The sequence below is a fragment of the Ruegeria sp. G5 genome (assembly GCF_056533365.1).
Window position 1 is genome coordinate 286,067 of sequence record NZ_JBQFOK010000001.1, and the last position, 26,695, is coordinate 312,761.

General features: G+C 57.5%; 28 protein-coding genes. 19 read left to right on the forward strand and 9 right to left on the reverse strand.

The window, feature by feature from the left end:
• The first annotated feature begins 9 nt into the window (after positions 1 to 9).
• Positions 10 to 471: a VOC family protein gene (locus ACR0BD_RS01370; protein WP_480695741.1), complete on the forward strand. Its 462-nt coding sequence runs from the start codon at positions 10 to 12 to the stop codon at positions 469 to 471.
• Here ACR0BD_RS01370 and yaaA read toward each other — a convergent pair.
• The 3 genes from yaaA to ACR0BD_RS01385 form a co-directional block, all read right to left on the reverse strand.
• On the reverse strand, positions 462 to 1,232 hold the full coding sequence (gene yaaA, locus ACR0BD_RS01375; RefSeq protein ID WP_480828448.1) for a peroxide stress protein YaaA: 771 nt from the start codon (positions 1,230 to 1,232) through the stop codon (positions 462 to 464). The genes ACR0BD_RS01370 and yaaA overlap by 10 nt on opposite strands.
• Positions 1,233 to 1,265: 33 nt before the next feature.
• Positions 1,266 to 3,305 carry a DNA helicase RecQ gene (gene recQ, locus ACR0BD_RS01380; RefSeq protein WP_480828449.1) on the reverse strand — a complete coding sequence of 680 codons (2,040 nt, stop codon included), beginning with the start codon at positions 3,303 to 3,305 and terminating at the stop codon, positions 1,266 to 1,268.
• 77 nt (positions 3,306 to 3,382) lie between these two features.
• Positions 3,383 to 3,670 (reverse strand): YggT family protein, encoded by a 288-nt coding sequence (locus ACR0BD_RS01385; RefSeq protein ID WP_171123085.1) that lies wholly within the window; start codon positions 3,668 to 3,670, stop codon positions 3,383 to 3,385.
• Between the two features lie 126 nt (positions 3,671 to 3,796).
• On the opposite strand from ACR0BD_RS01385, the gene ACR0BD_RS01390 reads away from it, so the two are divergent.
• From ACR0BD_RS01390 to smpB, 10 genes are all read left to right on the forward strand, one after another.
• A complete protein-coding gene (locus ACR0BD_RS01390) occupies positions 3,797 to 5,164 on the forward strand; it encodes an MFS transporter (RefSeq protein WP_480828450.1) in 1,368 nt (455 codons plus the stop codon).
• Entirely contained in the window at positions 5,161 to 6,024 is an 864-nt protein-coding gene (gene mepA / locus ACR0BD_RS01395; protein WP_480828452.1) for a penicillin-insensitive murein endopeptidase, read from the forward strand. Before ACR0BD_RS01390 ends, mepA begins: the two co-directional genes overlap by 4 nt.
• Complete coding sequence (locus tag ACR0BD_RS01400) at positions 5,997 to 6,881, forward strand: esterase-like activity of phytase family protein (protein WP_480828453.1); 885 nt, start codon at positions 5,997 to 5,999, stop codon at positions 6,879 to 6,881. Before mepA ends, ACR0BD_RS01400 begins: the two co-directional genes overlap by 28 nt.
• Positions 6,882 to 6,972: 91 nt before the next feature.
• The gene (locus ACR0BD_RS01405; RefSeq protein WP_480695729.1) at positions 6,973 to 7,617 is read left to right on the forward strand and encodes a queuosine precursor transporter; all 645 of its coding nucleotides are present in this window, start codon (positions 6,973 to 6,975) and stop codon (positions 7,615 to 7,617) included.
• Positions 7,618 to 7,880: 263 nt separating this feature from the next.
• Entirely contained in the window at positions 7,881 to 8,300 is a 420-nt protein-coding gene (gene arfB / locus ACR0BD_RS01410; RefSeq protein ID WP_480828454.1) for an alternative ribosome rescue aminoacyl-tRNA hydrolase ArfB, read from the forward strand.
• A 60-nt stretch (positions 8,301 to 8,360) separates the two neighbouring features.
• Entirely contained in the window at positions 8,361 to 9,107 is a 747-nt protein-coding gene (locus ACR0BD_RS01415; RefSeq protein WP_480828456.1) for an SDR family oxidoreductase, read from the forward strand.
• An 81-nt stretch (positions 9,108 to 9,188) separates the two neighbouring features.
• Positions 9,189 to 10,202, forward strand: a complete 1,014-nt coding sequence (locus ACR0BD_RS01420) for a P1 family peptidase (RefSeq protein WP_480828457.1) — start codon at positions 9,189 to 9,191, stop codon at positions 10,200 to 10,202.
• 113 nt (positions 10,203 to 10,315) lie between these two features.
• Positions 10,316 to 10,729: a c-type cytochrome gene (locus ACR0BD_RS01425; RefSeq protein WP_480828458.1), complete on the forward strand. Its 414-nt coding sequence runs from the start codon at positions 10,316 to 10,318 to the stop codon at positions 10,727 to 10,729.
• 153 nt (positions 10,730 to 10,882) lie between these two features.
• A complete protein-coding gene (idi, locus tag ACR0BD_RS01430) occupies positions 10,883 to 11,425 on the forward strand; it encodes an isopentenyl-diphosphate Delta-isomerase (RefSeq protein WP_480695721.1) in 543 nt (180 codons plus the stop codon).
• A gap of 47 nt (positions 11,426 to 11,472) precedes the next feature.
• Positions 11,473 to 11,955 (forward strand): SsrA-binding protein SmpB, encoded by a 483-nt coding sequence (smpB, locus tag ACR0BD_RS01435; RefSeq protein WP_170382128.1) that lies wholly within the window; start codon positions 11,473 to 11,475, stop codon positions 11,953 to 11,955.
• A 33-nt stretch (positions 11,956 to 11,988) separates the two neighbouring features.
• Here smpB and glpK read toward each other — a convergent pair whose 3' ends face one another.
• The 3 genes from glpK to panB form a co-directional block, all read right to left on the reverse strand.
• Complete coding sequence (gene glpK / locus ACR0BD_RS01440) at positions 11,989 to 13,467, reverse strand: glycerol kinase GlpK (RefSeq protein WP_480828461.1); 1,479 nt, start codon at positions 13,465 to 13,467, stop codon at positions 11,989 to 11,991.
• A gap of 67 nt (positions 13,468 to 13,534) precedes the next feature.
• A complete protein-coding gene (gene panC / locus ACR0BD_RS01445; RefSeq protein WP_480828463.1) occupies positions 13,535 to 14,377 on the reverse strand; it encodes a pantoate--beta-alanine ligase in 843 nt (280 codons plus the stop codon).
• Positions 14,374 to 15,213, reverse strand: a complete 840-nt coding sequence (panB, locus tag ACR0BD_RS01450; protein ID WP_480828464.1) for a 3-methyl-2-oxobutanoate hydroxymethyltransferase — start codon at positions 15,211 to 15,213, stop codon at positions 14,374 to 14,376. The genes panC and panB overlap by 4 nt, the downstream gene beginning before the upstream one ends.
• 171 nt (positions 15,214 to 15,384) lie before the next feature.
• Between panB and ACR0BD_RS01455 the strand changes: the two genes are divergently transcribed.
• The 5 genes from ACR0BD_RS01455 to ACR0BD_RS01475 all read left to right on the forward strand — a co-directional run bounded on the left by ACR0BD_RS01455 (position 15,385) and on the right by ACR0BD_RS01475 (position 21,865).
• Positions 15,385 to 16,872, forward strand: coding sequence for an ABC transporter substrate-binding protein (locus tag ACR0BD_RS01455; protein ID WP_480828466.1), 1,488 nt, complete (start codon positions 15,385 to 15,387; stop codon positions 16,870 to 16,872).
• Between the two features lie 153 nt (positions 16,873 to 17,025).
• Positions 17,026 to 17,973 (forward strand): ABC transporter permease, encoded by a 948-nt coding sequence (locus ACR0BD_RS01460; RefSeq protein ID WP_480695709.1) that lies wholly within the window; start codon positions 17,026 to 17,028, stop codon positions 17,971 to 17,973.
• Entirely contained in the window at positions 17,970 to 18,785 is an 816-nt protein-coding gene (locus tag ACR0BD_RS01465) for an ABC transporter permease (protein WP_480828467.1), read from the forward strand. Before ACR0BD_RS01460 ends, ACR0BD_RS01465 begins: the two co-directional genes overlap by 4 nt.
• Positions 18,782 to 20,389: an ABC transporter ATP-binding protein gene (locus tag ACR0BD_RS01470; protein WP_480828468.1), complete on the forward strand. Its 1,608-nt coding sequence runs from the start codon at positions 18,782 to 18,784 to the stop codon at positions 20,387 to 20,389. The genes ACR0BD_RS01465 and ACR0BD_RS01470 overlap by 4 nt, the downstream gene beginning before the upstream one ends.
• A 24-nt stretch (positions 20,390 to 20,413) precedes the next feature.
• Positions 20,414 to 21,865: an aldehyde dehydrogenase family protein gene (locus ACR0BD_RS01475; protein WP_480828469.1), complete on the forward strand. Its 1,452-nt coding sequence runs from the start codon at positions 20,414 to 20,416 to the stop codon at positions 21,863 to 21,865.
• 3 nt (positions 21,866 to 21,868) lie between these two features.
• Here ACR0BD_RS01475 and pncB read toward each other — a convergent pair whose 3' ends face one another.
• Entirely contained in the window at positions 21,869 to 23,161 is a 1,293-nt protein-coding gene (gene pncB / locus ACR0BD_RS01480) for a nicotinate phosphoribosyltransferase (protein WP_480828470.1), read from the reverse strand.
• Between the two features lie 165 nt (positions 23,162 to 23,326).
• Between pncB and ACR0BD_RS01485 the strand changes: the two genes are divergently transcribed.
• The gene (locus ACR0BD_RS01485) at positions 23,327 to 23,860 is read left to right on the forward strand and encodes a hypothetical protein (RefSeq protein WP_480828471.1); all 534 of its coding nucleotides are present in this window, start codon (positions 23,327 to 23,329) and stop codon (positions 23,858 to 23,860) included.
• Here the strand turns inward: ACR0BD_RS01485 and pncA are convergent.
• The gene (pncA, locus tag ACR0BD_RS01490; RefSeq protein ID WP_480828472.1) at positions 23,857 to 24,450 is read right to left on the reverse strand and encodes a bifunctional nicotinamidase/pyrazinamidase; all 594 of its coding nucleotides are present in this window, start codon (positions 24,448 to 24,450) and stop codon (positions 23,857 to 23,859) included. The genes ACR0BD_RS01485 and pncA overlap by 4 nt on opposite strands.
• Positions 24,451 to 24,547: 97 nt before the next feature.
• Here pncA and trhO point away from each other — a divergent pair, with 97 nt between their 5' ends.
• Positions 24,548 to 25,453, forward strand: a complete 906-nt coding sequence (trhO, locus tag ACR0BD_RS01495; protein ID WP_480828473.1) for an oxygen-dependent tRNA uridine(34) hydroxylase TrhO — start codon at positions 24,548 to 24,550, stop codon at positions 25,451 to 25,453.
• A gap of 71 nt (positions 25,454 to 25,524) precedes the next feature.
• Positions 25,525 to 26,028, forward strand: a complete 504-nt coding sequence (locus tag ACR0BD_RS01500) for an ion channel (RefSeq protein ID WP_480695694.1) — start codon at positions 25,525 to 25,527, stop codon at positions 26,026 to 26,028.
• A 4-nt stretch (positions 26,029 to 26,032) separates the two neighbouring features.
• Here ACR0BD_RS01500 and ACR0BD_RS01505 read toward each other — a convergent pair whose 3' ends face one another.
• Entirely contained in the window at positions 26,033 to 26,362 is a 330-nt protein-coding gene (locus ACR0BD_RS01505) for a hypothetical protein (RefSeq protein ID WP_480695692.1), read from the reverse strand.
• Between the last annotated feature and the right edge of the window lie 333 nt (positions 26,363 to 26,695).

A 26,695-nucleotide genomic window follows, 5' to 3' on the forward strand; every position in this document is an offset into this window, starting at 1 on the left:
TCTGACATCATGTCAGAAACCCGTGGATTTCAACCGCGCGCGCTGGGCGAGATTGCCATACGCTGCGCAGATATGAACGCAATGGTACGGTTCTATGAAGATGTGATCGGGTTAGAGCGCCTTTCGGGAGACCATAACAGCGCGATCACCTTTTTCCGCATCGCGCCCGGATTCGGTGGCCACACGCAGGTTCTGGCTCTCTTTCATCATTCCGCTGCCCCCCGGCCGGGATTGCATCCGAGTGGAAACACCCAACCAGCGACGGGGTCTGGGTCTTCGTTGCATCATTTTGCTCTTTCGCTGCCCTTTCACGAACAAGAGGCCGTGATGCAATGGTTCGATCACCTCGACCAGCCCTATCGCGTGGAGCAATTCGGATGGGTAGGTTGGCGCGGTATTTTCACCGAAGACCCCGAAGGCAACACGATTGAGCTGGTTGCCTTCGACGTGTCGATGAAGGATCAGGCCTGATAGGGACGGACGAAAACCGGTTTGTCCTCGGACGACAGATCCGCACGGTAAGCATAGCCACCCGTATCAAAATCCAACAACCCTGCGGGGTCGGTCAGGCGGTGTTGAATAACATAACGCGCCATTGCGCCACGGGCCTTTTTGGCAAAGAAACTGACGATCTTGGGTGTCCCTGCTTTGTCTTCCATGAACACCGGAGTGATGACGCGCAACTTAAGGGCTTTGGGATCGACCGCGCCGAAATACTCTTGGCTGGCGCAATTAATCAGCACATCCGAGCCGATCTCGGCACCTTGCGCGTTCAACGCCTTGCTGAGCTGATCGCGCCAATACTCATAAAGGTTCTTGCCGCGCCGCGTTTTCAGTTTGCTGCCCATTTCAAGGCGATAGGGTTGAATCGCGTCCAACGGGCGGAGCACGCCGTAAAGACCGGATAAAATACGCAGATGATCCTGGGCCCACGTCATTCCCTCGGTGTCCAGAGTGGCGGCTTCCAACCCTTGATATGTATCACCCGCAAAGGCCAGCGCGGCTGGGCGGGTCATTTCCGCGTCGGGAGCATCGGAAAAGGCGCGATAACGGTCGCGGTTCAGCCGGGCCAGATCATCGCTCAGGTCCATCAGCTTTTTCAGATCGCCGAGGGTCAGATTACGGGCGGTTTTCGATAGTCGGATTGCATCATCCTGAAAATCGGGTTGTGTGACCGCAACATCGCGCTCGACCCAATCCAGCCGTTTGGCCGGGGAAATCACTACCAGCATATCCGCCCTCGTTCCTTGCCTGATGAGGCGTATCTAGCCCGCCTGACGCAGCACGTCCAGAAATGCAGCTCCAAACCTTTCGTGACGCCGATCGCCCAGAACCTGCTCCATACCACGCGGATCGTCTGGGCGCAGTTGCGCGACTTTGGCCAACTGAGAGGCCGAGCAGGTCAGCGGCTTGTCAATCCCATCCGGGCCCCTTGCAAGATCGTTCTGGATCGACAGCAATTGATCGTAGATATCGCCCTGTTCGCGTCCGGCCAATTTACGCCGTGCAGGGTGGATGGCGGCAGCCTCGCCGGCAATCACCTCAAGGAACGTGTCGCCATACCGTTCCAGCTTTTTCGAGCCCACGCCCCCGACACGCGCCATATCGTCCAGCGTCATCGGGCGCTTTTCGGCCATTTCGATCAGAGTTCGGTCGGGAAAGATAACATAGGCCGGAACACGGGCAGCTTCGGCCAATGCGCGGCGCTTGGCCTTGAGCGCCGATAGCAACGGCGCGTCCTCATCAGAGACCATGGCCTTGACCGCGGGGCGTCGTGTTGCCTTGCGGATCGTGTCTTTGCGCAGGTCAATCTGTGCCTCACCTTTGAGGATGGGCTTGGCGGCTTCGGTCATGCGCAACGCACCGTGGCGATCAGGGTCGGGGCGCACAAGGTCGTGGCCCATCATTTGTCTAAAGATCGCCTGCCATTGAGGGCGCGACCAGTCTTTGCCAACGCCGTAGGTCGACAGCGCATCATGTCGGCGCGCACGGATCTTGTCTGTTTCATTGGCCAGCAGAATGTCGATCAGATGACCTGCCCCAAACCATTCTTCGGTGCGCAGGATCGCGGACAAGGCCATACGAACCGGGGTTGTGCCATCGAACACTTCGGGCGGGGTGTCGCACAGATCGCATTTGCCGCAAGGATCTGCCTGTTCACCGAAGTATCCCAGCAGGGTTTTTCGGCGGCATTTCAAGGCTTCGGCAAGTCCCAATAGGGCGTTCAAGCGGGCATGATCGGCCATGCGACGTTCGGATGGCGCCAGCCCTTCATCTATCTGTGACCGCCGCAGCCGAATGTCGTCCGGGCCAAATAGTGTCAGAGTTTCAGCCGGGCCTCCGTCCCGTCCTGCGCGGCCGATCTCCTGGTAATAGGCTTCGATGGACTTGGGCAGGTCCGCATGAGCGACCCACCGGATATCCGGCTTGTCGATCCCCATGCCAAACGCAACGGTCGCCACCACGATCAGACCGTCTTCACGGGCAAAGCGGGTTTCAACGATGCGGCGGTCTTCGGGATCCATACCCCCGTGATAATGACAGGCTGTATGGCCATCGGCAGTTAAGGCTTGCGCCAGCACTTCGGTTTTGTTTCGGGTGCCACAATAGACGATGCCCGATTGGCCTTTGCGGGCGGCGGCAAAGTCCAAGATCTGTTTGCGCGGTCCATCCTTGGCGGCAAAGGCCAGGTGAATATTGGGTCGATCAAACCCGCGCAGAAACTTGCGCGGCGCGGTGCCGTCGAACAGTTTCTCGACAATCTCGTCCTGCGTTTCCGCATCCGCAGTGGCGGTGAAGGCGGCCAGAGGTACGTTCAGCGCGCGCCGTAGTTCGCCGATCCGCAGGTAGTCGGGGCGGAAGTCGTGGCCCCACTGGCTGACGCAGTGTGCTTCGTCCACGGCAATCAGACTGACGTTGATCCGACGCAACATGCCCAAAGCGGACCCCGCCGCCAGACGTTCGGGTGCCATGTAAAGCAGCTTGAGCCGCCCAGCCTCCAACGCCTCCCACACCGCATCTGTTTCTTCAGGGGTATTGCCCGAGGTCAGGGCCCCGGCTTCGACGCCTGCTTCTTGCAAGCCGCGAACCTGATCTCGCATCAGGGCGATCAGGGGTGAAATCACTACTGTGACGCCGTCCCTCAGCAGGGCAGGGAGTTGATAGCAAAGGGATTTGCCGCCGCCAGTGGGCATGATCGCCAGCACATTTTCACCAGACGTCACGGCATCGACGATTTCCTCCTGTCCCGGGCGGAAGTCGTCGAATCCAAAGACATCTCGCAGCAAAGGCGCGGCGTCGAACATGTGGGGGTTGCCCTGTTTTAAGGTTTATCTGCTCTTAAGACAGGACAATCACATACTAAGATTCAGTGAACAAGAGGTCAGACGAAATAGACCATATTGTTGATAAGGATAATCCGCAGCGCGTAGACGCCGACCAGCACGACCAAAGGGGTCAAATCCAGCCCGCCCATGTTAGGCAACACGCGGCGGATCGGGCCGTAGATAGGCTCGAGTATACGGTTCAGGCCGTACCAGATTTGTGCGACCAACTGCTGGTGCAGATTGAGCACCTGAAAGTTGATCAGCCAGCTCATGATCACATGGGCCAGAATGATGAACCAGACAATGTCCAGGATCAGCAGGAGGATTTGGATCAGCGACAGCATGGGCTCTCCGTTCTTGTGTTGGCTGAGAGGTAAGCGCCGCAACGGCAAAGAGCAAGTGTAGCGAACTCTGCGCTTGCGAATTGATCCAAAGCCCCGTCTTATAAAAGCAACAAAACAGGGGCAGTCATGGCAGAGATTTCCAGGCGCAGGCGCATTTGGGGCTGGTGGTTTTTTGACTGGGCCAGCCAACCTTATCACAGCTTGTTGGTCACCTTTGTCTTTGGTCCCTACTTTGCGGGGGTTGCTGCCGGGTATTTCTCAGGCACAGGGCTGGATGCGCAGGCAGCGGCTGCACGCGCGCAAACCGTTTGGGCCAATTGCCTGACCATCACCGGTCTGATCATCGCGTTCGGGGCCCCGTTTCTGGGCGCGATGGCAGATGTGACCGGGCGGCGCATTCCTTGGATTTTTGCGTTTTCGGTCATGTATGCAGTGGGCTCTGCCGCGTTGTGGTTTACAATGCCAGATGGTTCGAACATGTGGCTCATGTTGTCGGCCTTTGGTCTGGGATTTGTGGGCGCAGAATACGCGCTGATCTTCATAAACTCGCAATTACCGGAATTGGGCGATGATGATGAAGTTGGTGAGATATCGGGCTCTGGTTTCGCCTTTGGCTATTTCGGTGGGCTGCTTTCCCTGGCCATAATGCTGGCCTTGTTCGTGGAACAGCCGAACGGCCGGACTCTAATCGGGATCGAGCCTGCCTTTGGGCTGGATCCGGCACAACAGCAGGGCACGCGGTTTGTTGGCCCGTTTACTGCCGGTTGGTTCATTCTGTTCATGGTGCCGTATTTCCTGTGGGTGCGCGATGACCCTGACAGCAGCAAAACCGGCTCGCTCACCGAAGCTTTGCACTTGTTGAAGAAATCCATCACGGATCTGCGTCACCGGGTCAGCCTGGCGACCTATCTAGGCTCGTCCATGTTCTACCGGGACGCGCTGAACGGGTTGTACAGTTTTGGCGGCGTATATGCCCGGCTGGTGTTGGAATGGGGGCTGATCAAGATCGGCGTGTTCGGTATTGTCAGCGTTCTTGCCTCGGCTGTTTTTGCATGGGTCGGGGGGAAGGCCGATAAGAAATACGGCCCTAAACCGGTTATTCTTGTCGCGATCTGGGTGCTGATCTTCGTCTGTATCACAGTGGTTTCGATGGACCGTACGCAGATTTACGGCATCAGCCTGCCGCAGGGGTCCGGATTGCCGGATATGGTGTTCTTTGGATGCGGCGTTTTGATTGGTGGGATGGGGGGGATCCTTCAATCCGCCAGCCGGTCGCTTATGGTACGGCACACCGATCCCAAGGCACCTGTCGAAAGCTTTGGGCTTTATGGATTGTCCGGCCGCGCCACGGCTTTCGTGGCGCCCTTAATGATCGGGATCGTGACGACAGCGACAGGCAGCGCGCGCTTAGGGGTGTCACCGATCATCGCATTGTTTATTCTGGGCCTATTCCTGATGCGCTGGGTGAAACCGGAAGGGGATCAGAGCAGATGATTTTACTACGTTTTTTGGCAATAATCGCCGCGATTGCATTCTCAGGTATGGCAGGGGCGCAGCCTCTGGCCAAGCAGTTGTTCGGGGCGCAAAAGCAAAGTTCACAGCAGAGACCGGCCGCTTTCGGCAGTTATTCGCGCGGATGTGCGGCGGGATCGGTACAATTGCCCGAAACGGGACCGACCTGGCAGGCGATGCGACTTTCCCGCAATCGCAACTGGGGTCATCCTGACGCAATTGATTTCGTCAAGGATCTCAGTGCGGTAGCGGCCAGGCAGCCAGGGTGGAACGGGCTTTATATAGGCGATATCAGCCAACCTAGGGGCGGGCCGATGACGTCGGGCCACCGTAGCCATCAACTGGGGCTGGATATCGATGTCTGGATGCTGCCGGGCGACAATATGCGTCTCAGCCGCAAGGCACGCGAAAACTTATCGTCGATTTCACTGCGACGTTCCAACGGGGCCTTCGTTAACGGCAACTGGACCAAGCAACACCACGAAGTTCTGAAAGCCGCTGCCAAAGACAAACGCGTTGCCCGCATTTTTGTCTTTCCGGGCGCGAAGGTACAGATGTGCAAGGATGAGAAGGGTAATCGAGCCTACTTGCGCAAAATTCGACCCTGGTGGGGGCATCACTACCACTTTCATGTCCGGCTGAACTGTCCGCGCGGGTCCAAAGGATGCGTTAATCAAGACCCGCCCCCAAAGGGTGATGGATGCGCGCAGGCGCAGGAATGGGTGAACAACATCCTGAACCCTCCGCCACCGGATCCAAACGCGCCGCCGCCCAAGAAACGTCGCGAGTATCGATTGGCTGATCTACCCCAGCAATGCGCCGCAGTCTTGCAATCCAACTAACCGCGGCGTCTATGCTTGCCACTGCTGTTTCGGCTGTCGAGGTCAAAACTGCCGCGCAGCTGGGCAGCTTTGTCTGGCGAAATGACGCAGAATGGTTCGGCGGCTTTTCGGCGCTGCATCTGTCAGAAGATGGCAGCAAAATGCTGGTGCTCAGCGATCGTGCCCATTTGGCTCAAGCCGAGATTGACCGTGAGGGGGATACCATCACAAGCGTCCGGGTTGTCGGCCATTGGCCAGTCCTGTCCACCACGGGTGCGACTTTACCGGGTGTTTCAGGCGATTCAGAAGGGATCGCGGTCAAACCTGACGGCAGCTTTTTCATCTCGTTCGAGGGTGTGCACCGTGTGGCTTATTATGAAACGCCTCAGTCGGCTGCGCGCCCTCTGCCACGGCCCCGTGCGTTCAACGGGCTAAACCTGAACGGTTCGTTCGAAGCGTTGGCAATTGACGATCAACAGCGGCTTTACACCCTGACCGAGAAAAGCCGCACCCAGCAGGGCGACATCCCGGTCTATCGCTGGGACGGGCGGTCATGGTCGACACCCTTCGTGTTGCCACAACGCGGTAAGTTCCTGCCCGTGTCCGCCGATTTCGGCCCGGATGGCAGGTTCTATGTGCTCGAGCGGGCGCTGGGCTGGACCGGTTTCCGGTCTCGTCTGCGGCGTTGGCGGATCGACGGGGATTTACCCACAAACGAAGAAGTTCTGTTTGAATCCCGCACGGGCACGCATGACAACCTCGAAGGGCTGTCAATCTGGCGCGATGACCAACAGAGATTGCGAGCGACCATGATCTCGGACGATAATTTTCTGGCGCTGCAACGAACCGAATTGGTGGAATATCTGCTGCCTGATTGACAGGGCAAGGCCAAAGGTCTAAACGCACGGCTTGCCTTGGGATGCGCCCGGGGCCAAGTCGCCGCTACCTTGTCAAAACGGGCATCAAAACATGCAACGCAGCTTTTTACCCGGCATTATTGCCATGGCCTCCATTGTTGTGGCCTCGAATATTCTGGTCCAGTTCCTGATCTTTGACGGGCTGTTGACCTGGGGTGCTTTCACCTATCCGCTGGCCTTCCTGGTCACTGACATCATGAACCGCGTTTACGGGGCGGCCAGTGCCCGCAAGGTCGTTTTCGCAGGTTTTGTCACCGGCATCATCTGTTCGCTGATTGGCAGTCAGATCATGCTGCAAGGCGATGGGTTTACCTATGCGGCGGTGCCGCTGCGGATCGCTGTTGCATCCGGTACGGCCTTCCTGATTGCCCAACTCACAGATGTGACCGTGTTCAACGCCATGCGTGGTGGTCGTTGGTGGCGCGCGCCGCTGGTCTCGACCATCATTGGCTCGGCGCTGGATACAGCGATCTTCTTTACCCTCGCCTTTTCAGCTTCGGTCACGTTGTTCGGGGCCAACGCCGACGCCGCAATCAACTGGGCGTGGGAACCTGTTCCGTTCATGCTGTCCGGCCCAATGGCCCCGCTTTGGGTGACGCTGGCTTTTGCCGACTGGTTGGTGAAACTGTCGCTGGCGCTGATTGCGCTGATCCCGTTCAAAGTGATCGTTGCGCGGTTGACTGCGCAACCGGCTTAAAAAAGTGCTTTGAGAATGGCGCATCTTGTGTCACCATCCTTATCAACCGCAACAAATAGAAAAGGAGGTGATCCAGTGTCAAGAAAGAGATTGGAGAGAGGTGTCGGAACAACCGGGGGGATCGCCTGCTAGGGCAGCCCTTGGTGGGGCGCACGCCCCGGCTGGTCGATTGATCTAACCGACCCGACCTCCTGAACTTTCGAAGGGCCGTCCCACCGGGGCGGCCCTTTTTGTTTCCGCAAGGCCCCTGTAAGGTCCACGTCATGTTGCGCATCAACGACGAAATTGCCCTGCAAGACTGGGAAATGACCGAAAGCTTTGTCCGCTCCTCCGGTCCCGGCGGTCAGAACGTCAACAAGGTTTCGACTGCGGTTGAACTGCGGTTTGAAGCGGCGCGCTCGCCCTCGCTGCCTGACCCGGTCAAAAACCGTCTAAAGCGCTTGGCCGGACGACGCTGGACCAAGGACGGCGCAATCATCATCCAGTGCGAAGAGACCCGTTCGCAGGCGCGTAACAGGGAAATTGCCCGCGCGCGCTTGGCCGAACTGATCACGCGTGCATTGGTCAAACCCAAACGACGTATCGCCACTAAACCTACGTATGGATCGGTCAAACGACGGTTGGCCGCGAAAAAGGCGCGCTCTGACGTCAAAGCGCTGCGCGGCCGGGTATCCGAAGATTGACCTAGCAAGTTTCCTACGCCTTGCTACTTTACTTTCGTCAGGTGATGGGGAGGCAAAACTATGAGGCTAGAGGGAAAATCGGCGATCGTAACCGGCGGTGCGTCCGGGTTCGGGGCCGGGATCGTGCAAAAGTTCCTCGAAGAAGGGGCGCGGGTGATGGTCGCCGATATCAATGGTGATGCGGCACTGGATATGGCCAAACAACTCGGGTCAGCAGCGACAGCACAACAGGTCGATGTGGGCAATGAAACGTCTGTTCAGACAATGGCTGATGCCGCCTATGATGCGTTTGGTCAGCTGGATATTCTGGTCAACAACGCGGGCGTCACCCACTTGCCCGCTCCGCTAGAGGACGTGAGCCCTGAGGATTTTGACCGCGTGTTCAATGTGAATATGAAATCCGTCTATCTGACGGCCCGCGCCTTTGTTCCGCAAATGAAAGCAAGGGGGCGTGGGGCAATTCTGAACGTGGCTTCAACTGCCGGTTTATCGCCACGCCCGAACCTGAACTGGTACAATGCCTCCAAAGGCTGGATGATCACCGCGACCAAGACGATGGCCGTCGAACTGGCGCCATCCGGTGTTCGCGTAAATGCCATTTGCCCGGTGGCAGGCGAAACGCCCCTGCTGAAATCTTTCATGGGGGAAGACACGCCAGAAATCCGGGCCAAGTTCCTGTCGACCATCCCACTGGGCCGTTTCTCGACACCTCAGGACATGGCCAACGCCGCGTGCTTCCTGTGCTCGGACGAGGCCAGCATGATCACAGGCACAGCGTTGGAGGTCGATGGTGGCCGCTGCATCTGATCCGCTCTTCATCTGGCCAAAAATATCCCCGCCGGAGGCAGCGCGCTTGCGCGCTTCTCTGCTCTGTCGTCCGAGGATCTCATGACCCCTGGCGTCAGGAACCTGATCACCGATGTCCCTGGACTGTTGGTTGGGAACGCACAATGTGCGACACTGAAATCCGGCACAACGGTTCTGACATCAGATACCCCTTTTACAGCGTCGGTTCACGTTATGGGTGGGGCACCGGGAACGCGGGAAACCGATCTGCTTGCGCCAGATAAGTCCGTTGACCACGTGGACGCGATTGTTTTGTCCGGGGGGTCCGCATTTGGGCTGGATGCCTGTTCGGGCGTGTCAGACGCGTTGCGGGCGCAAGGGCGCGGTTTTGAGGTCGCCCATGCCGTTGTTCCCATTGTTCCAGGTGCCATTCTGTTCGACCTGTTGAATGGGGGCGATAAAGATTGGGATGAAAACCCGTACCGCGCATTGGGGCGACGCGCTTTCCAAGATGCTTCGGATCGTTTCGACCTGGGCACGTCTGGCGCGGGTACAGGTGCTCTGGCGGCCCGGCACAAGGGCGGTCTGGGCTCGGCCTCGGTCGTTTTGGAAAATGGTGTGCATGTGGGGGCGCTGGTCGCAGCCAACCCGATGGGAAGTGTGACAACCCTGGGCGATCGTCACTTTTGGGCGGCACCGTTTGAAGTGGGGGATGAGTTCGGGGGCTTGGGTCCTGATCCGGTATCAGGTCTGGGTGCACCGAGCCCAAGCCTCAAGGCGCAGATGATCCACACGGCACCCGCAGATCGCGGGAACACTACAATCGCTATCGTCGCAACCAATGCCGCCTTAACCAAGCCTCAGTGTCAGCGATTGGCCGTTGCGGCGCATGACGGCATCGCGCGGGCAATCGTTCCGGCACATACTCCCGGGGATGGCGATCTGGTTTTCGGGGTCAGTACTGGTGCGCACAAAGTTGACGCAGAAGCGATGGCGATGATCGGGCATGCAGCGTCGCTTTGTCTGGCCCGCGCCATAGCGCGCGCCATTTTTCTGGCGACGCCGAGTAGTGGGGATTTTCTGCCATGCTGGTCCGATTCTCATGATTCAGATTAAGGACGACTAAAGTCGCTCTGTGACACACTGCCATCACGCGGCAATCTGCGCGTTGACTCTCTGCTGTACCGGCTGTCCATTCGGTACAGCCAATTTGTATCGGAGCATGAGCCATGAATCGTATCCTCGCCACCGCAATTGTCGGCCTGCTGGCTGTTCCCGCCTATGCAGAAGGCGACGCAGAAGCCGGTAAAAAAGCTTTCAACAAGTGTAAATCCTGCCACCAGATCGCAGACGCGTCCGGTGAGGCAATCGTAAAGGGCGGCAAGACAGGCCCGAATCTGTACGCCATTTCAGGTCGTACCGCCGGCACGGTCGATGGGTTCAAATACGGTGACAGCCTCGTTGCCGCGGGCGAGAAAGGTTTGGTCTGGGATGAGACCACCTTTGTGGAATATGTTCAGGACCCCAAGGCGTTCCTGAAATCCTATTTGGATGAAACCTCGGCCAAGTCCAAAATGACCTTCCGTTTGAAATCGGGTGGCGAAGATATTTACGCCTTTATCGCCAGCGTTTCGGGCGAATAAAGCCTCTAACTTAACAGTTCGGATGAATTTGAAAGGCCGCAGCCCCCTGCGGCCTTTCGTGCGATTGATAACGGCCGGGAACAGCGCCACCTTGAAGGCTCAGAGTGTCGTGAGTCCGTGCCCAACCGGCGGACCGGCAGCAGGAGACGACAAATGGGAATCATGATCCCGGCCTGGGTCGATGGTGAGTTGACCCCCGTGGACAAGCTTGAAGCGCATGAAAAGGGGCTGCGGCATAAGGCCGTGTCCGTTTTTGTCGTGCGCGGAACCGAGATTTTGCTGCAGCGCCGGGCTATGGGCAAATACCACACGCCGGGGCTTTGGGCGAATACGTGCTGCACGCACCCCGATTGGGGTGAGACACCCTCGGCATGCGCCGTTCGCCGTTTGCGGGAAGAACTGGGCATTACCGGCCTCTTCCCAGAATACCGCCACCGGTTGGAATATCATGCGGATGTTGGCAACAACATGATCGAGCATGAAGTGGTCGACATCTTCTTGGCCCACGTGCGCAGCCCCTTGAAAATCGAGCCTAATCCGGACGAAGTCATGGATATCCGCTGGATTGACTACCATGATTTGCTGGCCGAAGTGCAGCGTCATCCAACGCGTTTCACCCCGTGGTTAAAAATCTACCTGCACAGCTATGCGGATACAATTTTCGGCCCTGATCTGATTATCTCGGCCACCAGCTGACCGCTTCGGCTTGCAAGGGCGGTCCAAGCCGCCTAAATCAACGCGTCATGGCCAAGCAAAAGCAGAAAACAGACCCGAACTACAAAGTCATCGCCGAAAACCGGCGTGCCCGCTTCGATTATGCGATCGAAGAGGATATTGAGTGCGGCATCGTGCTCGAAGGGTCCGAGGTCAAATCCCTGCGTGCGGGTGGGTCAAACATCGCCGAAAGCTATGCTTCGGTCGACGATGGTGAGCTGTGGCTGATCAACAGCTACATCGCCCCTTATGAGCAGGCCAAAGTGTTCAAACACGAAGAACGCCGCCGCCGGAAACTGTTGGTTTCCCGCAAAGAGCTGTCGAACCTGTGGAACGCGACCCAGCGCAAGGGGATGACGCTGGTACCATTGGTGCTGTATTTCAACCACAAAGGTCGGGCCAAGCTTAAGATCGGCATCGCCAAGGGTAAAAAGCTGCATGACAAGCGCGAAACCCAGGCCAAGCGTGACTGGTCACGTCAGAAACAGCGTCTGATGAAAGATCACAGCTGAGTTTCGCTTTTTTGTCTTGAAGGGGGGCGGGCCCTAGAACGCCATGGTCGCTTGAACGGCCCGTTGCCAACGTGCGTAGGCTGCGTCCCTGTCTTCCTCGGCCATCGCGGGTTCGAACCGGCGATCCAGATCCCAGGTGTCGGCAAAACCAGCTTGATCTGGGTAAACACCGGCCTTCATTCCCGCCAGCCATGCGGCCCCAAGCGCCGTGGTTTCCTGCATGACAGGGCGGTCTACCGGTGCGCCAAGGATGTTGGACAGGCCCTGCATCGTCCAATCAGATGCGCTCATCCCGCCATCGACACGCAGGATGACGTCAGCCTCGGCCCCCCAGTCACCCTGCATCGCCTGCCACAGGTCACGCGTCTGAAACGCGATGCTTTCCAGCGTGGCGCGTGCAATCTCGGCCCGGCCAGAGTTGCGCGTCAGGCCAAACATGGCCCCACGGCATTCGGGCTTCCAGTAGGGCGCGCCGAGACCGGTGAAGGCGGGCACAAGCACCACGTTCTGCGTTAAGTCGGCCTCAGCGGCCAGATCGCCGCTTTGCGGTGCGGCGTCGATTATTTTCAACGCATCGCGCAGCCATTGCACGGCGGCACCCGCAATAAAGATCGATCCTTCCAGCGCATAGGTTTTTTGACCGTTCAGCTGATAGGCAATTGTGGTCAGCAGACGGTTCTTGGACATGACCGGCTGTGTCCCGGTGTTCAACAAAGCAAAACAGCCGGTTCCATAGGTGGATTTCATCATGCCAGGTTGAAAGCAAGCCTGCCCGATCGTGGCCGCCTGCTGATCACCAGCCACACCCAGAATAGCGATTTTTCCCCCAAATAGGGTCGTTTCTCCGAATTCTGAGGCACAGTCCTGCACGTTGGGCAGCATGGACTGAGGCACATCCAACAGATCACATATTTCGGCGCTCCATTCCCCTTTGTGGATGTCGAACAGCAGGGTCCGGGCGGCGTTGGTGGCGTCTGTGACGTGGTTGCGGCCCTCAGTGAGGCGCCAGATCAAAAAGCTATCGATAGTGCCGAACATCAACTCGCCGGCCTCTGCTTTGTCTCGCGCGCCCGGAACGGTATCCAGCAACCATTTGACTTTGGTTCCCGAGAAATAAGGATCCAGCAGCAGCCCGGTCTGGGCGGTTACATCATCCTCGCACCCTGCCTGTTTGTAACGGGCGCAAATCTCGGCCGTGCGGCGGTCTTGCCAGACAATTGCATTGTGGATCGGCTTGCCCGTCGCGCGGTCCCATACGACGGTGGTTTCGCGCTGGTTCGTGATGCCAATGCCCGCGATCTGATCAGGTGCAACGCCGTTCGTTTCCATGACTTCACGGCAAACGCGCAGAACGCTGTCCCAGATTTCCTCGGCATCATGTTCAACCCAGCCTTCCTGAGGAAAGTGCTGGGTAAACTCATGCTGGGCGGTTCCAGCACGTTGCATATCCGCGTCGAACAAAATGGCCCGTGACGATGTGGTACCCTGATCAATGGCGAGAATATAGGTCATTCCCCGCGCCCCTCCCGTTTCGTTTTGCGGGACTTTAGCGCAAACACACGCGCGGGTGCCAGAGTGTTCAGACAGGAATGTTGTCGATCAGACGCACCCCATCCGCCCAAGCGGCGGCGAACAACCGCGCGGGGCGGTCAGCACGTGTCAGCGGGTCCAGCGTTTCGGCGCAGCGCAGGTGGATATATTCGACCTGCGCGAAACCAGCAGCCAGAAGTGCGGCTTCAGCCTGCGCTGCTAGGGCGTCAAAAACCGCGCCCTCCTTTAAAGCAGCGGCCAATTCTTTCATGATCCGGTGCTTATGGGCCGCAACCTCAAGCCCCTCGGGCGACAGGCGCAGATTGCGCGATGACATTGCCAACCCCGAGGGTTCGCGCACCGTAGGGCAGCCGATCACCTCAATCGGAATATCCAGATCACGCGCCATGCGGCGCACGACCATCAGTTGTTGATAGTCTTTTTCCCCGAAATAGGCTCGATCCGCCTGTGTTTGCAGGAACAGCTTGGCCACCACTGTCGCGACACCGTCAAAGTGACCCGGGCGAAATTCACCTTCCATCACGTCCGTCAACCCTGTGACCGAGACGGTTGTGGCAAATCCTGTTGGATAGATTTCGTCGGGGTCAGGAACGTAAATCGCGTCAACGCCGAATGGGGCCAGTTTTTCGGCGTCTTCATGTTCGGTACGCGGGTAATTGGCCAGATCTTCGGGATTGTTGAATTGTTTTGGGTTCACAAAGATCGTTACGATCACCCGGTCGGTGCCTGCCTTTGCGGCTTCGACCAGTGACAGATGCCCCTTGTGCAACGCGCCCATGGTGGGAACGACGCCGATCACCTCACCTTCGCGATGCCATTGGGTGGTCAATGCGCGCAAATCGGCCAGGCGGCGCAGGATAGGCGCGGTCATTGGCCGGATCCCGGCGCAGGGGCATGATCGGAAAACACATGTTCGTCGGCTGGAAAAGCACGCGATCGAACTTCGGTCGCGTATTCGGCTATGGCGGCCTCAGCAAGCGGGCCAAGCTCGGCGTAGCGTTTGACAAATTTCGGTTTGAAGGCGGTGAAAAAACCTACCATGTCGTCCACTACCAATATCTGCCCGTCGCAACCAGCCGATGCGCCAATCCCAATCGTCGGGATCATGACCTCGTCTGTGATCCGGTTCGCCAAACCTTGCGGAACTTTCTCTAACACGACCGAAAATGCACCGGCCTCCGCCACGGCGTGTGCGTCGGCCAGTACCGTCGCAGCCTGTTCATCGCGACCTTGCACCTTATAGCCACCTAAGGTGTTGATCGACTGGGGGGTCAGGCCGATATGGGCCATCACAGGGACACCGCGCTTGACCAGAAAGCGGATGGTTTCGGCCAGTTCGACGCCGCCTTCCAGTTTGACGGCACCCGCGCCGGTTTCCGCCATAATGCGCGCCGCATTGCGAAAAGCCTGCATCGGGCTTTCCTCATAGCTGCCAAACGGCATGTCGATGACCATCATGGCCTGCTGTAGACCGCGCCCGACGGCCTGCCCGTGCATGATCATCATCTCCATCGTCACGCCAAGGGTGGATTCCAGCCCGTGCAACACCATACCCACGCTGTCACCGACCAGAACGAAATCACAATGAGCATCCATCAACCGGGCCATCGGCGTCGTATAGGCGGTCAGGCTGACCAGAGGCGTGCCACCTTTGCGGGCGCGGATATCCTCGGCGTTCGGGGCTTTTTTTCGGGCAGTGGCGCTCATTTCGGCTCCTGCTGTGTGGATATTTCGGTGCGGCATAGCAGATGGACCGGGGCCATATAAACCCCGGTTGCGCGAACATTTCCTTGATTGCCCCTAGGTTTATGGGGACATTAGCTCAAGAATGGCCCGAATGAATACGGGGTTCAGCAATCTCAGTGGGGAGTGATTTATATGACAAAGCAGTCGTTTCGAACTTTTGTCTCGGCTTTGGCGGTTGGTGCCAGCCTGTTTGCAGGGCAGGCGTTGGCCAAGTCGGATATCACCATCGCGATGCAGCTTGAACCTCCGCATCTGGATCCAACCAGCGCAGCTGCGCAAGCCATTGATTCGGTTGTCTACACCAATATCTTCGAAGGGCTGACGCGCTTTATGGGCGACGGATCAGTGGTGCCCGGCCTGGCCGAAAGCTGGGAGATTTCTGACGATGGGACGGTTTATACCTTCAAGCTACGCGAAGGCGTGACATTCCACGATGGCACGTCCATGGATGCCGACGACGTGAAGTTCAGCCTGGATCGCGCGCGGGCCGAAGACAGCGCCAATGCGCAAAAGGCACTGTTCGCCGGGATCGACAGCGTTGATGTTCTGGATCCGCAAACGGTTCAGGTCACGCTGTCCGGGCCAAACGGCAATTTTCTGTTCAACCTCGCTTGGGGTGACGCGGTGATTGTGGCCCCCGAAAGCATCGAGGATATCAAAACCAACCCCGTCGGGACCGGCGCTTTCACTTTTGGCGACTGGGTTCAGGGCGACAGCATCACGTTGAACCGCAACCCGAACTATTGGGGTGATCAACCCGCGCTTGAGACCGCGACCTTCAAGTTCATCTCGGACCCGACCGCAGCGTTTGCGGCCATGATGGCCGAGGATGTCGATGTGTTCGACAATTTCCCGGCCCCCGAAAACCTGCCACAGTTCGAGGCTGATCCGCGTTTTCAGGTTCTTGTGGGCTCGACCGAGGGGGAAACGATCCTGTCGACCAACAACAAACAGGCACCCTTTGACGACATCCGCGTTCGGCAGGCGCTGGCCCACGCAATTGACCGTCAGGCGATTATTGACGGGGCAATGTTTGGCTATGGCACGCCAATCGGAACGCATTTCGCGCCGCACAATCCGGCTTATGTCGATCTGACTGGAAAATCGGCTTATGACCCAAAAGAGGCCGCCAGACTGTTGGCCGATGCGGGGTATGCGGATGGGTTCGAAACCACGCTTCACCTGCCTCCACCGTCATATGCGCGCCGTGGTGGCGAGATCATCGCCGCTCAGTTGGCCGAGGTCGGCATCAAGGCCGAGATTATCAATGTCGAGTGGGCGCAATGGCTGGAGTCGGTCTTTAAAGGCAAAGACTTTGGTTTGACCATCGTCAGCCATACCGAGCCGATGGATATCGGAATCTACGCGCGGCCTGACTACTACTTTCAATACGACAGCAGTGATTTTCAGGCGTTGATGGACCTTTTGAACACAACGACCGACCCCGATGAGCGTAAAAAGCTTATGGGTGAGGCGCAGCGTCTTATCTCGACAGATTATGTCAACGGCTACCTGTTCCAGCTCGCCAAGCTGGGTGTGGCCAAGGCAGGCGTACAAGGGCTTTGGGAAAATGCGCCAACGGCCGCAATAGACCTGACCCAGATCAGCTGGTCCGAATAAAACAGCACGGGGCCAGCTATTCTGGCCCTGCCCGGCCGTTGGTTGCTGCGCATCCGCGCGCCACATAGCGCTATCGCCGCGGTCGCAGGCCATGTATTCATTCGGTCCCTTAGATGCTGGACCCCGGCTAGATGTGGCCCTAACGTCCTCAATATGCTGCGCTATGCTTTGAAACGCCTGATCTCGTTGATGATCAGCCTGGCTGTTGCCTCGGTTGTCATCTTTGCGGTGATTGAGGTGGCACCGGGTGATCCTGCGTCCTTCATGCTGGGTGTGAATGCGCAAGAGGATACGCTGGCTGCCCTCAGGGCCGAGCTGGGGTTGGATGTTTCAAAAACCGAACGGTACTTCAATTGGGTCGGTGGCATGCTGGTGGGTGATTTCGGCACGTCCTACACCTATCGCACACCGGTGTCGCAGATGATCGCAGATCGGCTTTGGGTCTCATTGCCGCTGGCGCTTTATGCGTTGACGCTGTCCACGCTGATCGCGTTTCCCGCCGGTATCTACGCAGCGGCGCGGCGCGGTAAACCTGGTGATCTGACCGTTATGGGCGCAACGCAGTTGGGGATCGCCGTACCAAATTTCTGGTTTGCGATGATGCTGGTGCTGATTTTTGCGATCAACCTGCGCTGGTTCAACGCCGGAGGTTTCGCAGGTTGGGACAACGGCCTGTGGGTCGGGCTCCATTCGTTGACATTGCCTGCCGTGGCCTTGGCGCTGCCGCAGGCGGCCATTCTGGCACGGGTCATGCGATCGGCGCTGCTGGATATCCTCGGAGAAGACTTTATGCGCACCGCGCGCGCCAAAGGGTTATCGCGCCGTCAGGCACTATGGCGGCATGGGGTGCGAAACGCACTGATCCCTGTACTGACGATCATAGGGCTGCAGTTTTCGTTCCTGCTTGCTGGGTCCATCATCATTGAGCAGGTCTTTTACCTGCCTGGTCTTGGCCGGTTGGTCTTTCAGGCCATTTCAGCCCGCGACCTGATCGTTGTGGAATCTGTGGTTATGTTGCTGGTGTTTGCGGTTATCACCGTGAACTTTCTGGTCGATCTGGCGTATGCCGCCGTCGATCCAAGGTTGCGGAGCCGGACATGAACCGCAATCTGATCCTTGGTGCAGGTTTGTCCTCGTTGGTTTTGCTGGCGGCTTTGGTCTCGTTCGTCTGGACACCTTATGATCACGCTGCGCTGAACATCCCCGAAAAGTTGCAGACACCAAATGCGCAGCACTGGTTTGGCACCGATCATTTTGGACGGGACATGTTCTCGATGATCATGGTCGGGGCCCGTACGTCTATCGCAGTGGCGCTGGTAGCCGTTGGTATTGGCATGGCGCTGGGCGTGCCGCTTGGCCTGACGGCGGCCGCGCGAAAGGGGTCTTGGCTGGACGAGGTGATCATGCGCGGGAATGATCTTGTATTTGCCTTCCCTTCGCTGGTCATCGCCATTCTGATCACCGCTGTATTCGGAGCCGGAGCGATCAACGCGATTATCGCCATTGGCATCTTTAACATCCCTGTCTTTGCGCGCATCACGCGTGGTGCAGCGCTGTCGCTCTGGGAACGAGAGTTCATCCTAGCCGCGCGCGTGTCGGGCAAAGGGGCCGCACGGATCTCGGCTGAGCATATCTTGCCCAACGTCGCGAACCTGCTGATTGTACAGGGCACCATCCAGTTCAGTCTTGGTATTCTTGCCGAGGCCGGGCTTTCTTACGTTGGTCTGGGTGCTCAGCCGCCCACGCCAAGTTGGGGAAGGATGCTGGCCGATGCGCAGACAATGGTCAGTTTTGCCCCGCATTTGGCTCTGATACCGGGTCTGGCGATTATCGTCACGGTGCTTGGGTTGAACCTTTTGGGCGACGGTTTGCGCGACTGGCTTGACCCGCGGATCAGGGTGGCGCGCGCATGAGTTTGCTGCAGATCGAAAACCTTTCACTGTCGATCCACGGTGTCCAGGTTCTGAAACGGGTCAACCTGTCCATCGACCCCGGTCAGATCGTTGCTGTCACAGGTGAAAGTGGGTCCGGTAAGTCCATGACCGCGCTGGCCGTGATGCAATTGCTGCCGAACGGCGCCAAGGCCAGCGGTGCAATCCGGCTGGACGGCGCTGATGTTCTTGCCCAGTCCGAGGTCCAGATGTGTGCCTTGCGCGGGGCCGCAATCGGTATGGTGTTTCAAGAGCCTATGACGGCGCTCAATCCGGTGAAGACTATTGGCGATCAGGTGATGGAGACGATCCTGATCCACAAGGCCATGCCGCAGGATCAGGCGCTTGACCGTGCCCGCGACGTGCTGACCCGTGTGGGACTGCCGCCGGAACGTTTCCCGTTATCTCGGTACCCGCACGAATTGTCCGGTGGCCAACGTCAACGTGTCGTAATCGCGATGGCAATCGCCCTTCGTCCCAAACTGTTGATTGCTGATGAACCCACGACGGCATTGGACGTGACGACACAGGCGCAGATTCTGGATCTGCTCAAAGGGTTGGTGCGGGAATACGATATGGGTCTGCTGATGATCACACATGATCTGGCGGTGGTTTCGGATATGGCCGACCAGATCACAGTCATGCGCCACGGTGAAGTGGTCGAAAGCGGCGCTACGCAACACCTGCTGCACCATATGCAGCATCCCTACACTCGGATGCTGTTCGAAGCGTCAGACCATCAGGTGGTTCTGCCCAAACCGGGTGAACCGCGACCGTTGTTGGAGGTTTCGCAGGTCGTGCGCGACTACCGGTTGCCGAAACAGGGTTTGTTAGATGCTCCACGCCATCACCGCGCCGTGGATAAGGTCAGCTTTACCTTGCACAAGGGGGAACGCCTGGGTCTTGTGGGTGAGTCTGGGTGTGGAAAATCAACTCTAACTCGGGCGATTTTGGGTCTTGAAGAGGTTCAAGCGGGGCATATCCGGCTGGTTGGTCAACCAGTGTTCAGCGGACACAAACCCAATCTTTCCGTGCGTCGCAAGATGCAGGTAGTGTTTCAGGATCCATATGGCAGCTTCAACCCTCGACATCGGGTGGCGCGGTTGATCACCGAACCGTTTCACCTGCTTGATGCGCCGCCAACCGGATCTGAACGCCAAGATCGGATTTCCGAGATGTTAACGGCCGTTGGCCTGAGCCCGGACGATGCGGGAAAGTATATCCACGAGTTTTCAGGTGGGCAGCGGCAAAGGATCGCCATCGCACGTGCTCTGATCATCCGACCTGAATTGATCTTGTTTGATGAAGCCGTTTCAGCGTTGGACGTCTCGGTCCGTGCGCAAATACTGGATCTGCTGGCAGAGCTTTGCGAGGCATACGGTCTGACCTATCTGTTCATCAGTCACGACCTGAGCGTCGTGCGGACCATTACGGATCGGGTTTTGGTTATGCAGGCAGGTAAAATCGTTGAACAAGGCGATACAGAACAAGTCTTTTCTGACCCGCAGCATTCGTACACCCAAACACTGATCCAGGCGGCACCCAGTTTGCCGGAAATCAGTGTCGATCTGGCAAATATAACTTAATTAGAGCCGAAACGGAGGCTGAACATGTCCAATCCCATATGGTTCAACCCCACCCGCTGTCTGATTGGCGGCGCATGGGTCGAAACGTCGGCTCAGATGGATTTGCCGCTGATTAACCCGTCGGACGGAACAGAGATTTGCAGGATCGCGCGGGGCAACGCCGCCGATATCGACGCAGCCGTTCAGGCGGCCCATTCCGCGCTGGCAGGGGATTGGGGACGCAAAACAGCGGTCGAGCGTGGGCGCGTTCTGACGCGGCTGGGTCAATTGGTTCTGGATCGCGTTAATGATCTTGCCGCGCTCGAGGCGATTGACGTGGGCAAGCCGCTCACACAGGCGCGCGCAGATGCGGTGGCGCTGGCGCGCTATTGCGAGTTCTATGGTGGAGCAGCGGATAAGGTCATGGGCGAAACCATACCTTATCTGGACGGGTACACTGTTTACACCTTGCGCGAACCATATGGTGTCACGGGGCATATTGTACCGTGGAATTATCCGATGCAGATCATTGGCCGCTCGGTTGGTGCGGCGCTTGCGATGGGCAATGCCTGTGTCCTGAAGCCCGCGGAAGAGGCGTGTCTGACCGCGCTTGCCTTTGCCCATCTGGCACAAGAGGCCGGGCTGCCGGCCGGCGCGCTGAACGTTGTCCCCGGCCTGGGGTCTGAGGCAGGAGCGGCGTTGTCGGGACATCCGGGCGTCAATCACATCTCATTCACGGGCTCCGTTGCAACGGGTGCGCTGGTGCAGCAAGCCGCGGGGAAAAACGTTGTACCCGTGACTTTGGAGTTGGGTGGAAAATCACCGCAACTGGTATTTGATGACGCCGATCTGGACGCAGCCCTGCCGTTTCTAGTGAATGCAGGGATTCAGAACGCCGGACAAACCTGTTCAGCGTCTTCCCGCATATTGGTGCAGCGTGGGGTCTATGAAGAGGTCAAATCCCGAATGTCAGCGGCTTATGAGGAACTTACCGTAGGTCCTGCGCCCGAGGATTTGCGTGTTGGCCCTCTGATCTCGGATCGACAAAAGAGGATCGTTGAGGGGTTTTTGGATCAAGGCACCGACCTGACCGTCGCAGCGCAAGGGCAGATCGTTCCTCACGCGCCGACCAGTGGTGCGTATGTGCGCCCAACCTTGTTTGCAGATGTACCGCCCGATCACGTACTGGCCCAGGATGAGGTATTCGGGCCAGTGCAGGTTCTGATCCCCTTCGACACCGAAGAGGAAGCCGTCCGGATCGCCAATAGTACTGACTATGGGTTGGTGGCCAGCATCTGGACACGGGACGGTGGGCGGCAGATGCGACTGGCCAAAAAACTGCGTTCAGGTCAGGTGTTCGTCAACAACTATGGCGCCGGAGGCGGCGTTGAGCTTCCCTTTGGCGGGGTTGGGAAATCGGGTCATGGCCGCGAAAAGGGGTTCGAGGCGCTCTATGGGTTCTCGCAGTTAAAAACCGTCGCGAATTACCATGGATAGGGTCTAAACAACGACTTCGATCGCCTGCTGAGCACCCACGCCGAACACACGCTTATAGCGTTCGATTTCCTGTGCAGGCCCCATTGCCTTTTCCGGGTTGTCGGACAGTTTCACAGTCGGGCGACCATTGGCGGAGACGGCTTTGCAGACCAGCGAAAACGGCGCAAGCGCGTTGTCGGGCACCAATCCGCGAAAATCATTGGTCAGCAACGTACCCCAACCAAAGGACACTTTGGTCCGCCCAGCGAATTGGGCGTGCAATTCCCGAATTTTGTCCACGTCCAGCCCGTCCGAGAAGATGATCCGCTTTTCGCGCGGGTTTTCTCCGCGCGATTTCCACCAATTTATGGCCGTTTCCGCCCCTGTTGCCGGATCACCGCTGTCGACGCGGATACCGGTCCAGCCTGCAAGCCAGTCGGGTGCGTTATCCAGAAACCCTTTGGTCCCATAGGTGTCTGGCAAAATGATGCGCAAATTGCCGTCATGTTCGTCATGCCAATCGCTCAGAACGTCATACGGGGCTTGCGCAAGTTCGGAATCGGTCTCGGCCAGCGCTGAATAGACCATGGGCAGTTCGTGGGCGTTGGTTCCGATCGCCTCGACCTCGCGGCGCATGGCGATCAGGCAATTCGACGTGCCGGAAAACGCAGGCCCCAGCCCCTCGATCATCGCCTGCACGCACCAGTCCTGCCATAGAAAGGAATGCCGCCGCCTTGTCCCGAAATCAGCGATCCCTAGTCCGTCAATATCCCTGAGTTGTTCGATTTTTTCCCAAACGCGGGTCATTGCCCGCGCATAAAGCACCTGAAGCTCGAACCGGCGCATTTCGTTCAGAACCGCGCGGGATCGTAGCTCCATCAACACGGCAAGTGCGGGGATTTCCCACAACATGACCTCATGCCATTTACCTTCAAAGGTCAGTTCGTACTGATCGCCTTTTCGCTCTAGATGGTATGGCGGCAGGCGAAGGTTCTCGAACCATTCCATGAAATCGGAACGGAACATCTGCCGTTTGCCGTAAAACATGTTGCCCCGCAGCCATGTGCTTTCGCCCCGGCTCAGGCTGAGGGAACGGATATGATCCAGTTGTTCGCGTAGCTCGCCCTCGTCGATCAACTTGGCCAGAGGTATGTGATTCGACCGATTGATCAGCGAAAACACCACATCCGTTTGGGGCTTATTTCGAAACACTGACTGGCACATCAGCAGTTTGTAGAAATCTGTGTCGATCAAAGACCGGATAATTGGGTCAATTTGCCATTTATGATTGTACACCCTTGCCGCAATATCGACCATGAGGAACTCCTGCGATTTCCGTTGTTAGATCAATCGGTGTGTGAAATGGCAAGAGTCGCTGGTTTGGTGACAATGACAATGTACAGTCACAAAGCGAGCATATTGTGTGATCTTTTCACTGGTTAGTGAAAAGAGAGGGTACGGAAGACGAGGTTAAAATAGTGAATGGTTCTCGAGTACGATTTTGACATTGTTGTTGTCGATCCGGGTGAAAGAGACCCAGAGGCCGGCCCGGATGGGTTTTCCAAGAAACCTGTGCTGCGTGCGATGTTTCGCAACGTAAAAACTGCGGACGCCCTGCGTGCCACCTCTCCTAAAATCCGCAAAATCTTTCAGGACGCCGGATTTGGGCTTGATGCAACTGGCAGTGAACTGATGCACGGCCTCTACCGTCCGCGCGACGAAGCCGAACGCGAGCGCATTCTGCGAGCGCTATTCAACAACATCCGGGAAATGGGCGTTCAGGGTGAATATTGCGGTGAGTTTGACTTCCTCAAATTCCTGCGGGACGTCAAAAATGCACGCCCACGGAACGGTCAGCGCCGTAAGGTTGCCGATTGGAGCCCGAACCCCCGGTACAAATCCCCGGCATCGCCCGAGCGGCGCACCCTGCCCGGACGTATCGGCGTTGCATTGGGGCTGGCCGTGGTCCTGTTTGTGATCCTCAAGTACCTGGCCGAGCGGGGCGGAGCCCCTTAAACCAGTTTGACGCCTGCATTGCGCATGGACGTTTCAGCAGCGGCCAGTGATCCATCTAGGTCAATGGCCCGACACGCATCCATTCGAACGGTAACGTCAAACCCGAGGCGCGCCGCGTCCACAGCTGAGAAATGAACGCAAAAGTCTGTCGCAAGGCCGACGAGTGTCAGGTTCTCAATCCCTCTGGTGTTCAGGTACCCCTTCAGTCCGGTCGGCGTCGTCTGATCGTTTTCGAAAAAGGCGGAATAGCTGTCGATAGCGCTCCGAAACCCCTTGCGGATGATCAGGTCGCCGTCGGTATTCAGATCTGGGTGGAACGCTGCGCCCGGCGTAGCCTGAACACAGTGATCGGGCCATAACACCTGCGCACCATAGGGCATCTGGGTCACGTCGTAAGGATTGCGACCTGCATGGCTGCTGGCAAAAGAGGAATGTCCTGCGGGGTGCCAATCCTGGGTCAGGATCACGGCGTCAAAATCGCCCATCATGGCGTTGATGGGCGCAATGATGGAATCGCCATCCGGAACGGCCAGCGCACCACCGGGGCAGAAATCGTTCTGGACGTCGATTACGATCAGGGCATGAGTCATTCTGGGCCTCCTAGCGTTGCAATATCGGTAGGCGGCAAGTGCGGGGGCGTCAATCCGGTCACTTGCGACTCTGCGCGTCCGGGTTTAGACCGCGCGCATGTATACGATCGCTGCACTCTATCATTTCACCCGTTTCGCTGATCACGCCGCCCTGCGCGATCCTTTGCTGGATTTGTGCCGCGCGCAGTCGGTCAAAGGAACCCTGTTGCTGGCGCAAGAGGGGATCAACGGCACCATCGCGGGGCCACGCGCCGGAATTGACGCAGTTCTGGCCCATATCCGCGCCTTACCGGGGTGTGCCGATCTGGAGTGGAAAGAGGCAACTGCCGATCATCCGCCTTTCGGCAAGATGAAAGTGCGCCTTAAGAAAGAGATCGTGACAATGGGTCAACCCGACGTCGACCCGCGCGCCCGCGTCGGCAATTATGTCGAACCCGAGGAATGGAACGATCTGATCCGGTCCGACGACGTGGTGGTGATCGATACGCGCAACGATTACGAAGTGGCGATTGGCACGTTTGAAGGCGCAATAGACCCTGAAACAGCCAGTTTTCGTGAATTCCCCGCATGGTGGGACGCCAACAAAGAGCGTTTTCATAACAAGCGAGTCGCCATGTTCTGCACGGGTGGTATCCGGTGCGAGAAATCCACCAACTTCTTGCTGGGGCAGGGCGTTGAGGATGTGTACCACCTGAAGGGTGGCATCCTGCGTTATCTTGAAGAAATGCCAGCCGATGACAGCACATGGCAGGGCGAGTGTTTTGTTTTCGACAACCGTGTGTCGGTGGGCCATGGATTGGTCGAAGGGCCACACAAGCTGTGTCACGGGTGCCGTCGGCCGATTTTACCCGAGGATATGAAACGCCCGGAATACGAGCATGGTGTAGCTTGCCATCGGTGCGTTAACGAAACCTCAGAAGCGGACAAGAAACGTTTTCGCGAACGGCAAAAACAAATTGGTTTGGCGCGCCAACGCGGACAGGAACATTTAGGGGCAGACTAAATCGCCGCTTTTCGCGGTTGCGCGCATGAGCCAAAACCCGGATCATCGCACCCGCATAATACGGAGGCGACATGCACCGCGAACCAAATACGTTGGAAGAGTGGAAATCGACCCTGTTTGCAGCAGTTGGGCTGGTATTCGTCAGCTTTCTCGCGTGGTTCGGCCTATCCCGTCTGAGCGAGGCGACTGCAGGCGACACGATCGGTACAGTTGCAACCGTGTTTCTGGCTGTGTGGATGGTGTCGCAGATCTGGTACTATGCCACGCAAATCCGATCGCCCCGCCGACAGCTATTGTTGATGGGGATTTCCTTTATTCAGGTGGTCCCATTCCTGTTCGCCGCAGTTTACGGCGCGTTTGGCTATCGTGATCTTTGCGTCGTCGGGGCCAAAGGTCCGGCGGATGTGCTTTATTTCTCATATGTCACGTTTACGACCGTCGGGTTTGGCGACTTGCGCCCCGCCGGATTGTGCCGCGGTCTGGCGGTCGCCGAGGCGATCACTGGCTACGTCTTGCTGGGCCTTTTTGTGGCCGCCGCCGTGGGTATTTACGCGCGCAGCCACAACAAAGCGTAACGCCTTATTTGTTGTGGTCGATCCACAATGACATGGCATGTTTGTCGCGAAAGCATTCCTGCGGGATTTGCCGACGCTTGATGCGCGCGATCCGTTCCGCATAGGCCACTTGTTTTCCCGTCGGATAGTTCGCGAATGGCGAAGGGTCACTTACCTTATGGGCGGAAATCCAGTCCGACATTGATTTTCGATCGCGCTGGGCCTCTACCGGAATCTCTAGTGCCGATTGCTGGGCAATCGCGCGCGCGTATCGCATCTGCCGGTCTGTCACGGGCAACATATGATAGTCGTTGCTGGGTGCGTCATACCAGCTTTGACGGGCAGCGTTGGTCATAGCTCGAATACCTCCGTTCCGTCTCAGAAAATCTGATGGAACAAATATAGAACATTTTAGGAACTTTTTCAAGATTTCCACCGGTTCGCGCGGCCCCCGCCAAGTATTCAACCAGTCTGTCCCGTCGTTTTTCGACCAAATCGGCACTTTTTTCGTGCTTCATAAAGGAATCAAAGAATCGGCGTGCGTCATTTCAATACACAGATGCTCACGACATCGCGCGCGAGTCTTACAATGGCAATGATCCGCCGAAGCCGGGCCTATTTACGGCGCTTTGGGTGATTTTTGCGACATTTCGCGTCGGGAACAGATCATAAGCTCTCGCAGAGCTGT

Coding starts and splice junctions, on each gene's coding strand:
- ACR0BD_RS01370 (WP_480695741.1), top strand. CDS start 10: ATGTCAGAAACCCGTGGATTTCAACCGCGCGCGCTGGGCGAGATTGCC.
- yaaA (WP_480828448.1), bottom strand. CDS start 1,232: ATGCTGGTAGTGATTTCCCCGGCCAAACGGCTGGATTGGGTCGAGCGC.
- recQ (WP_480828449.1), bottom strand. CDS start 3,305: ATGTTCGACGCCGCGCCTTTGCTGCGAGATGTCTTTGGATTCGACGAC.
- ACR0BD_RS01385 (WP_171123085.1), bottom strand. CDS start 3,670: ATGCTGTCGCTGATCCAAATCCTCCTGCTGATCCTGGACATTGTCTGG.
- ACR0BD_RS01390 (WP_480828450.1), top strand. CDS start 3,797: ATGGCAGAGATTTCCAGGCGCAGGCGCATTTGGGGCTGGTGGTTTTTT.
- mepA (WP_480828452.1), top strand. CDS start 5,161: ATGATTTTACTACGTTTTTTGGCAATAATCGCCGCGATTGCATTCTCA.
- ACR0BD_RS01400 (WP_480828453.1), top strand. CDS start 5,997: ATGCGCCGCAGTCTTGCAATCCAACTAACCGCGGCGTCTATGCTTGCC.
- ACR0BD_RS01405 (WP_480695729.1), top strand. CDS start 6,973: ATGCAACGCAGCTTTTTACCCGGCATTATTGCCATGGCCTCCATTGTT.
- arfB (WP_480828454.1), top strand. CDS start 7,881: ATGTTGCGCATCAACGACGAAATTGCCCTGCAAGACTGGGAAATGACC.
- ACR0BD_RS01415 (WP_480828456.1), top strand. CDS start 8,361: ATGAGGCTAGAGGGAAAATCGGCGATCGTAACCGGCGGTGCGTCCGGG.
- ACR0BD_RS01420 (WP_480828457.1), top strand. CDS start 9,189: ATGACCCCTGGCGTCAGGAACCTGATCACCGATGTCCCTGGACTGTTG.
- ACR0BD_RS01425 (WP_480828458.1), top strand. CDS start 10,316: ATGAATCGTATCCTCGCCACCGCAATTGTCGGCCTGCTGGCTGTTCCC.
- idi (WP_480695721.1), top strand. CDS start 10,883: ATGGGAATCATGATCCCGGCCTGGGTCGATGGTGAGTTGACCCCCGTG.
- smpB (WP_170382128.1), top strand. CDS start 11,473: ATGGCCAAGCAAAAGCAGAAAACAGACCCGAACTACAAAGTCATCGCC.
- glpK (WP_480828461.1), bottom strand. CDS start 13,467: ATGACCTATATTCTCGCCATTGATCAGGGTACCACATCGTCACGGGCC.
- panC (WP_480828463.1), bottom strand. CDS start 14,377: ATGACCGCGCCTATCCTGCGCCGCCTGGCCGATTTGCGCGCATTGACC.
- panB (WP_480828464.1), bottom strand. CDS start 15,213: ATGAGCGCCACTGCCCGAAAAAAAGCCCCGAACGCCGAGGATATCCGC.
- ACR0BD_RS01455 (WP_480828466.1), top strand. CDS start 15,385: ATGACAAAGCAGTCGTTTCGAACTTTTGTCTCGGCTTTGGCGGTTGGT.
- ACR0BD_RS01460 (WP_480695709.1), top strand. CDS start 17,026: ATGCTGCGCTATGCTTTGAAACGCCTGATCTCGTTGATGATCAGCCTG.
- ACR0BD_RS01465 (WP_480828467.1), top strand. CDS start 17,970: ATGAACCGCAATCTGATCCTTGGTGCAGGTTTGTCCTCGTTGGTTTTG.
- ACR0BD_RS01470 (WP_480828468.1), top strand. CDS start 18,782: ATGAGTTTGCTGCAGATCGAAAACCTTTCACTGTCGATCCACGGTGTC.
- ACR0BD_RS01475 (WP_480828469.1), top strand. CDS start 20,414: ATGTCCAATCCCATATGGTTCAACCCCACCCGCTGTCTGATTGGCGGC.
- pncB (WP_480828470.1), bottom strand. CDS start 23,161: ATGGTCGATATTGCGGCAAGGGTGTACAATCATAAATGGCAAATTGAC.
- ACR0BD_RS01485 (WP_480828471.1), top strand. CDS start 23,327: ATGGTTCTCGAGTACGATTTTGACATTGTTGTTGTCGATCCGGGTGAA.
- pncA (WP_480828472.1), bottom strand. CDS start 24,450: ATGACTCATGCCCTGATCGTAATCGACGTCCAGAACGATTTCTGCCCC.
- trhO (WP_480828473.1), top strand. CDS start 24,548: ATGTATACGATCGCTGCACTCTATCATTTCACCCGTTTCGCTGATCAC.
- ACR0BD_RS01500 (WP_480695694.1), top strand. CDS start 25,525: ATGCACCGCGAACCAAATACGTTGGAAGAGTGGAAATCGACCCTGTTT.
- ACR0BD_RS01505 (WP_480695692.1), bottom strand. CDS start 26,362: ATGACCAACGCTGCCCGTCAAAGCTGGTATGACGCACCCAGCAACGAC.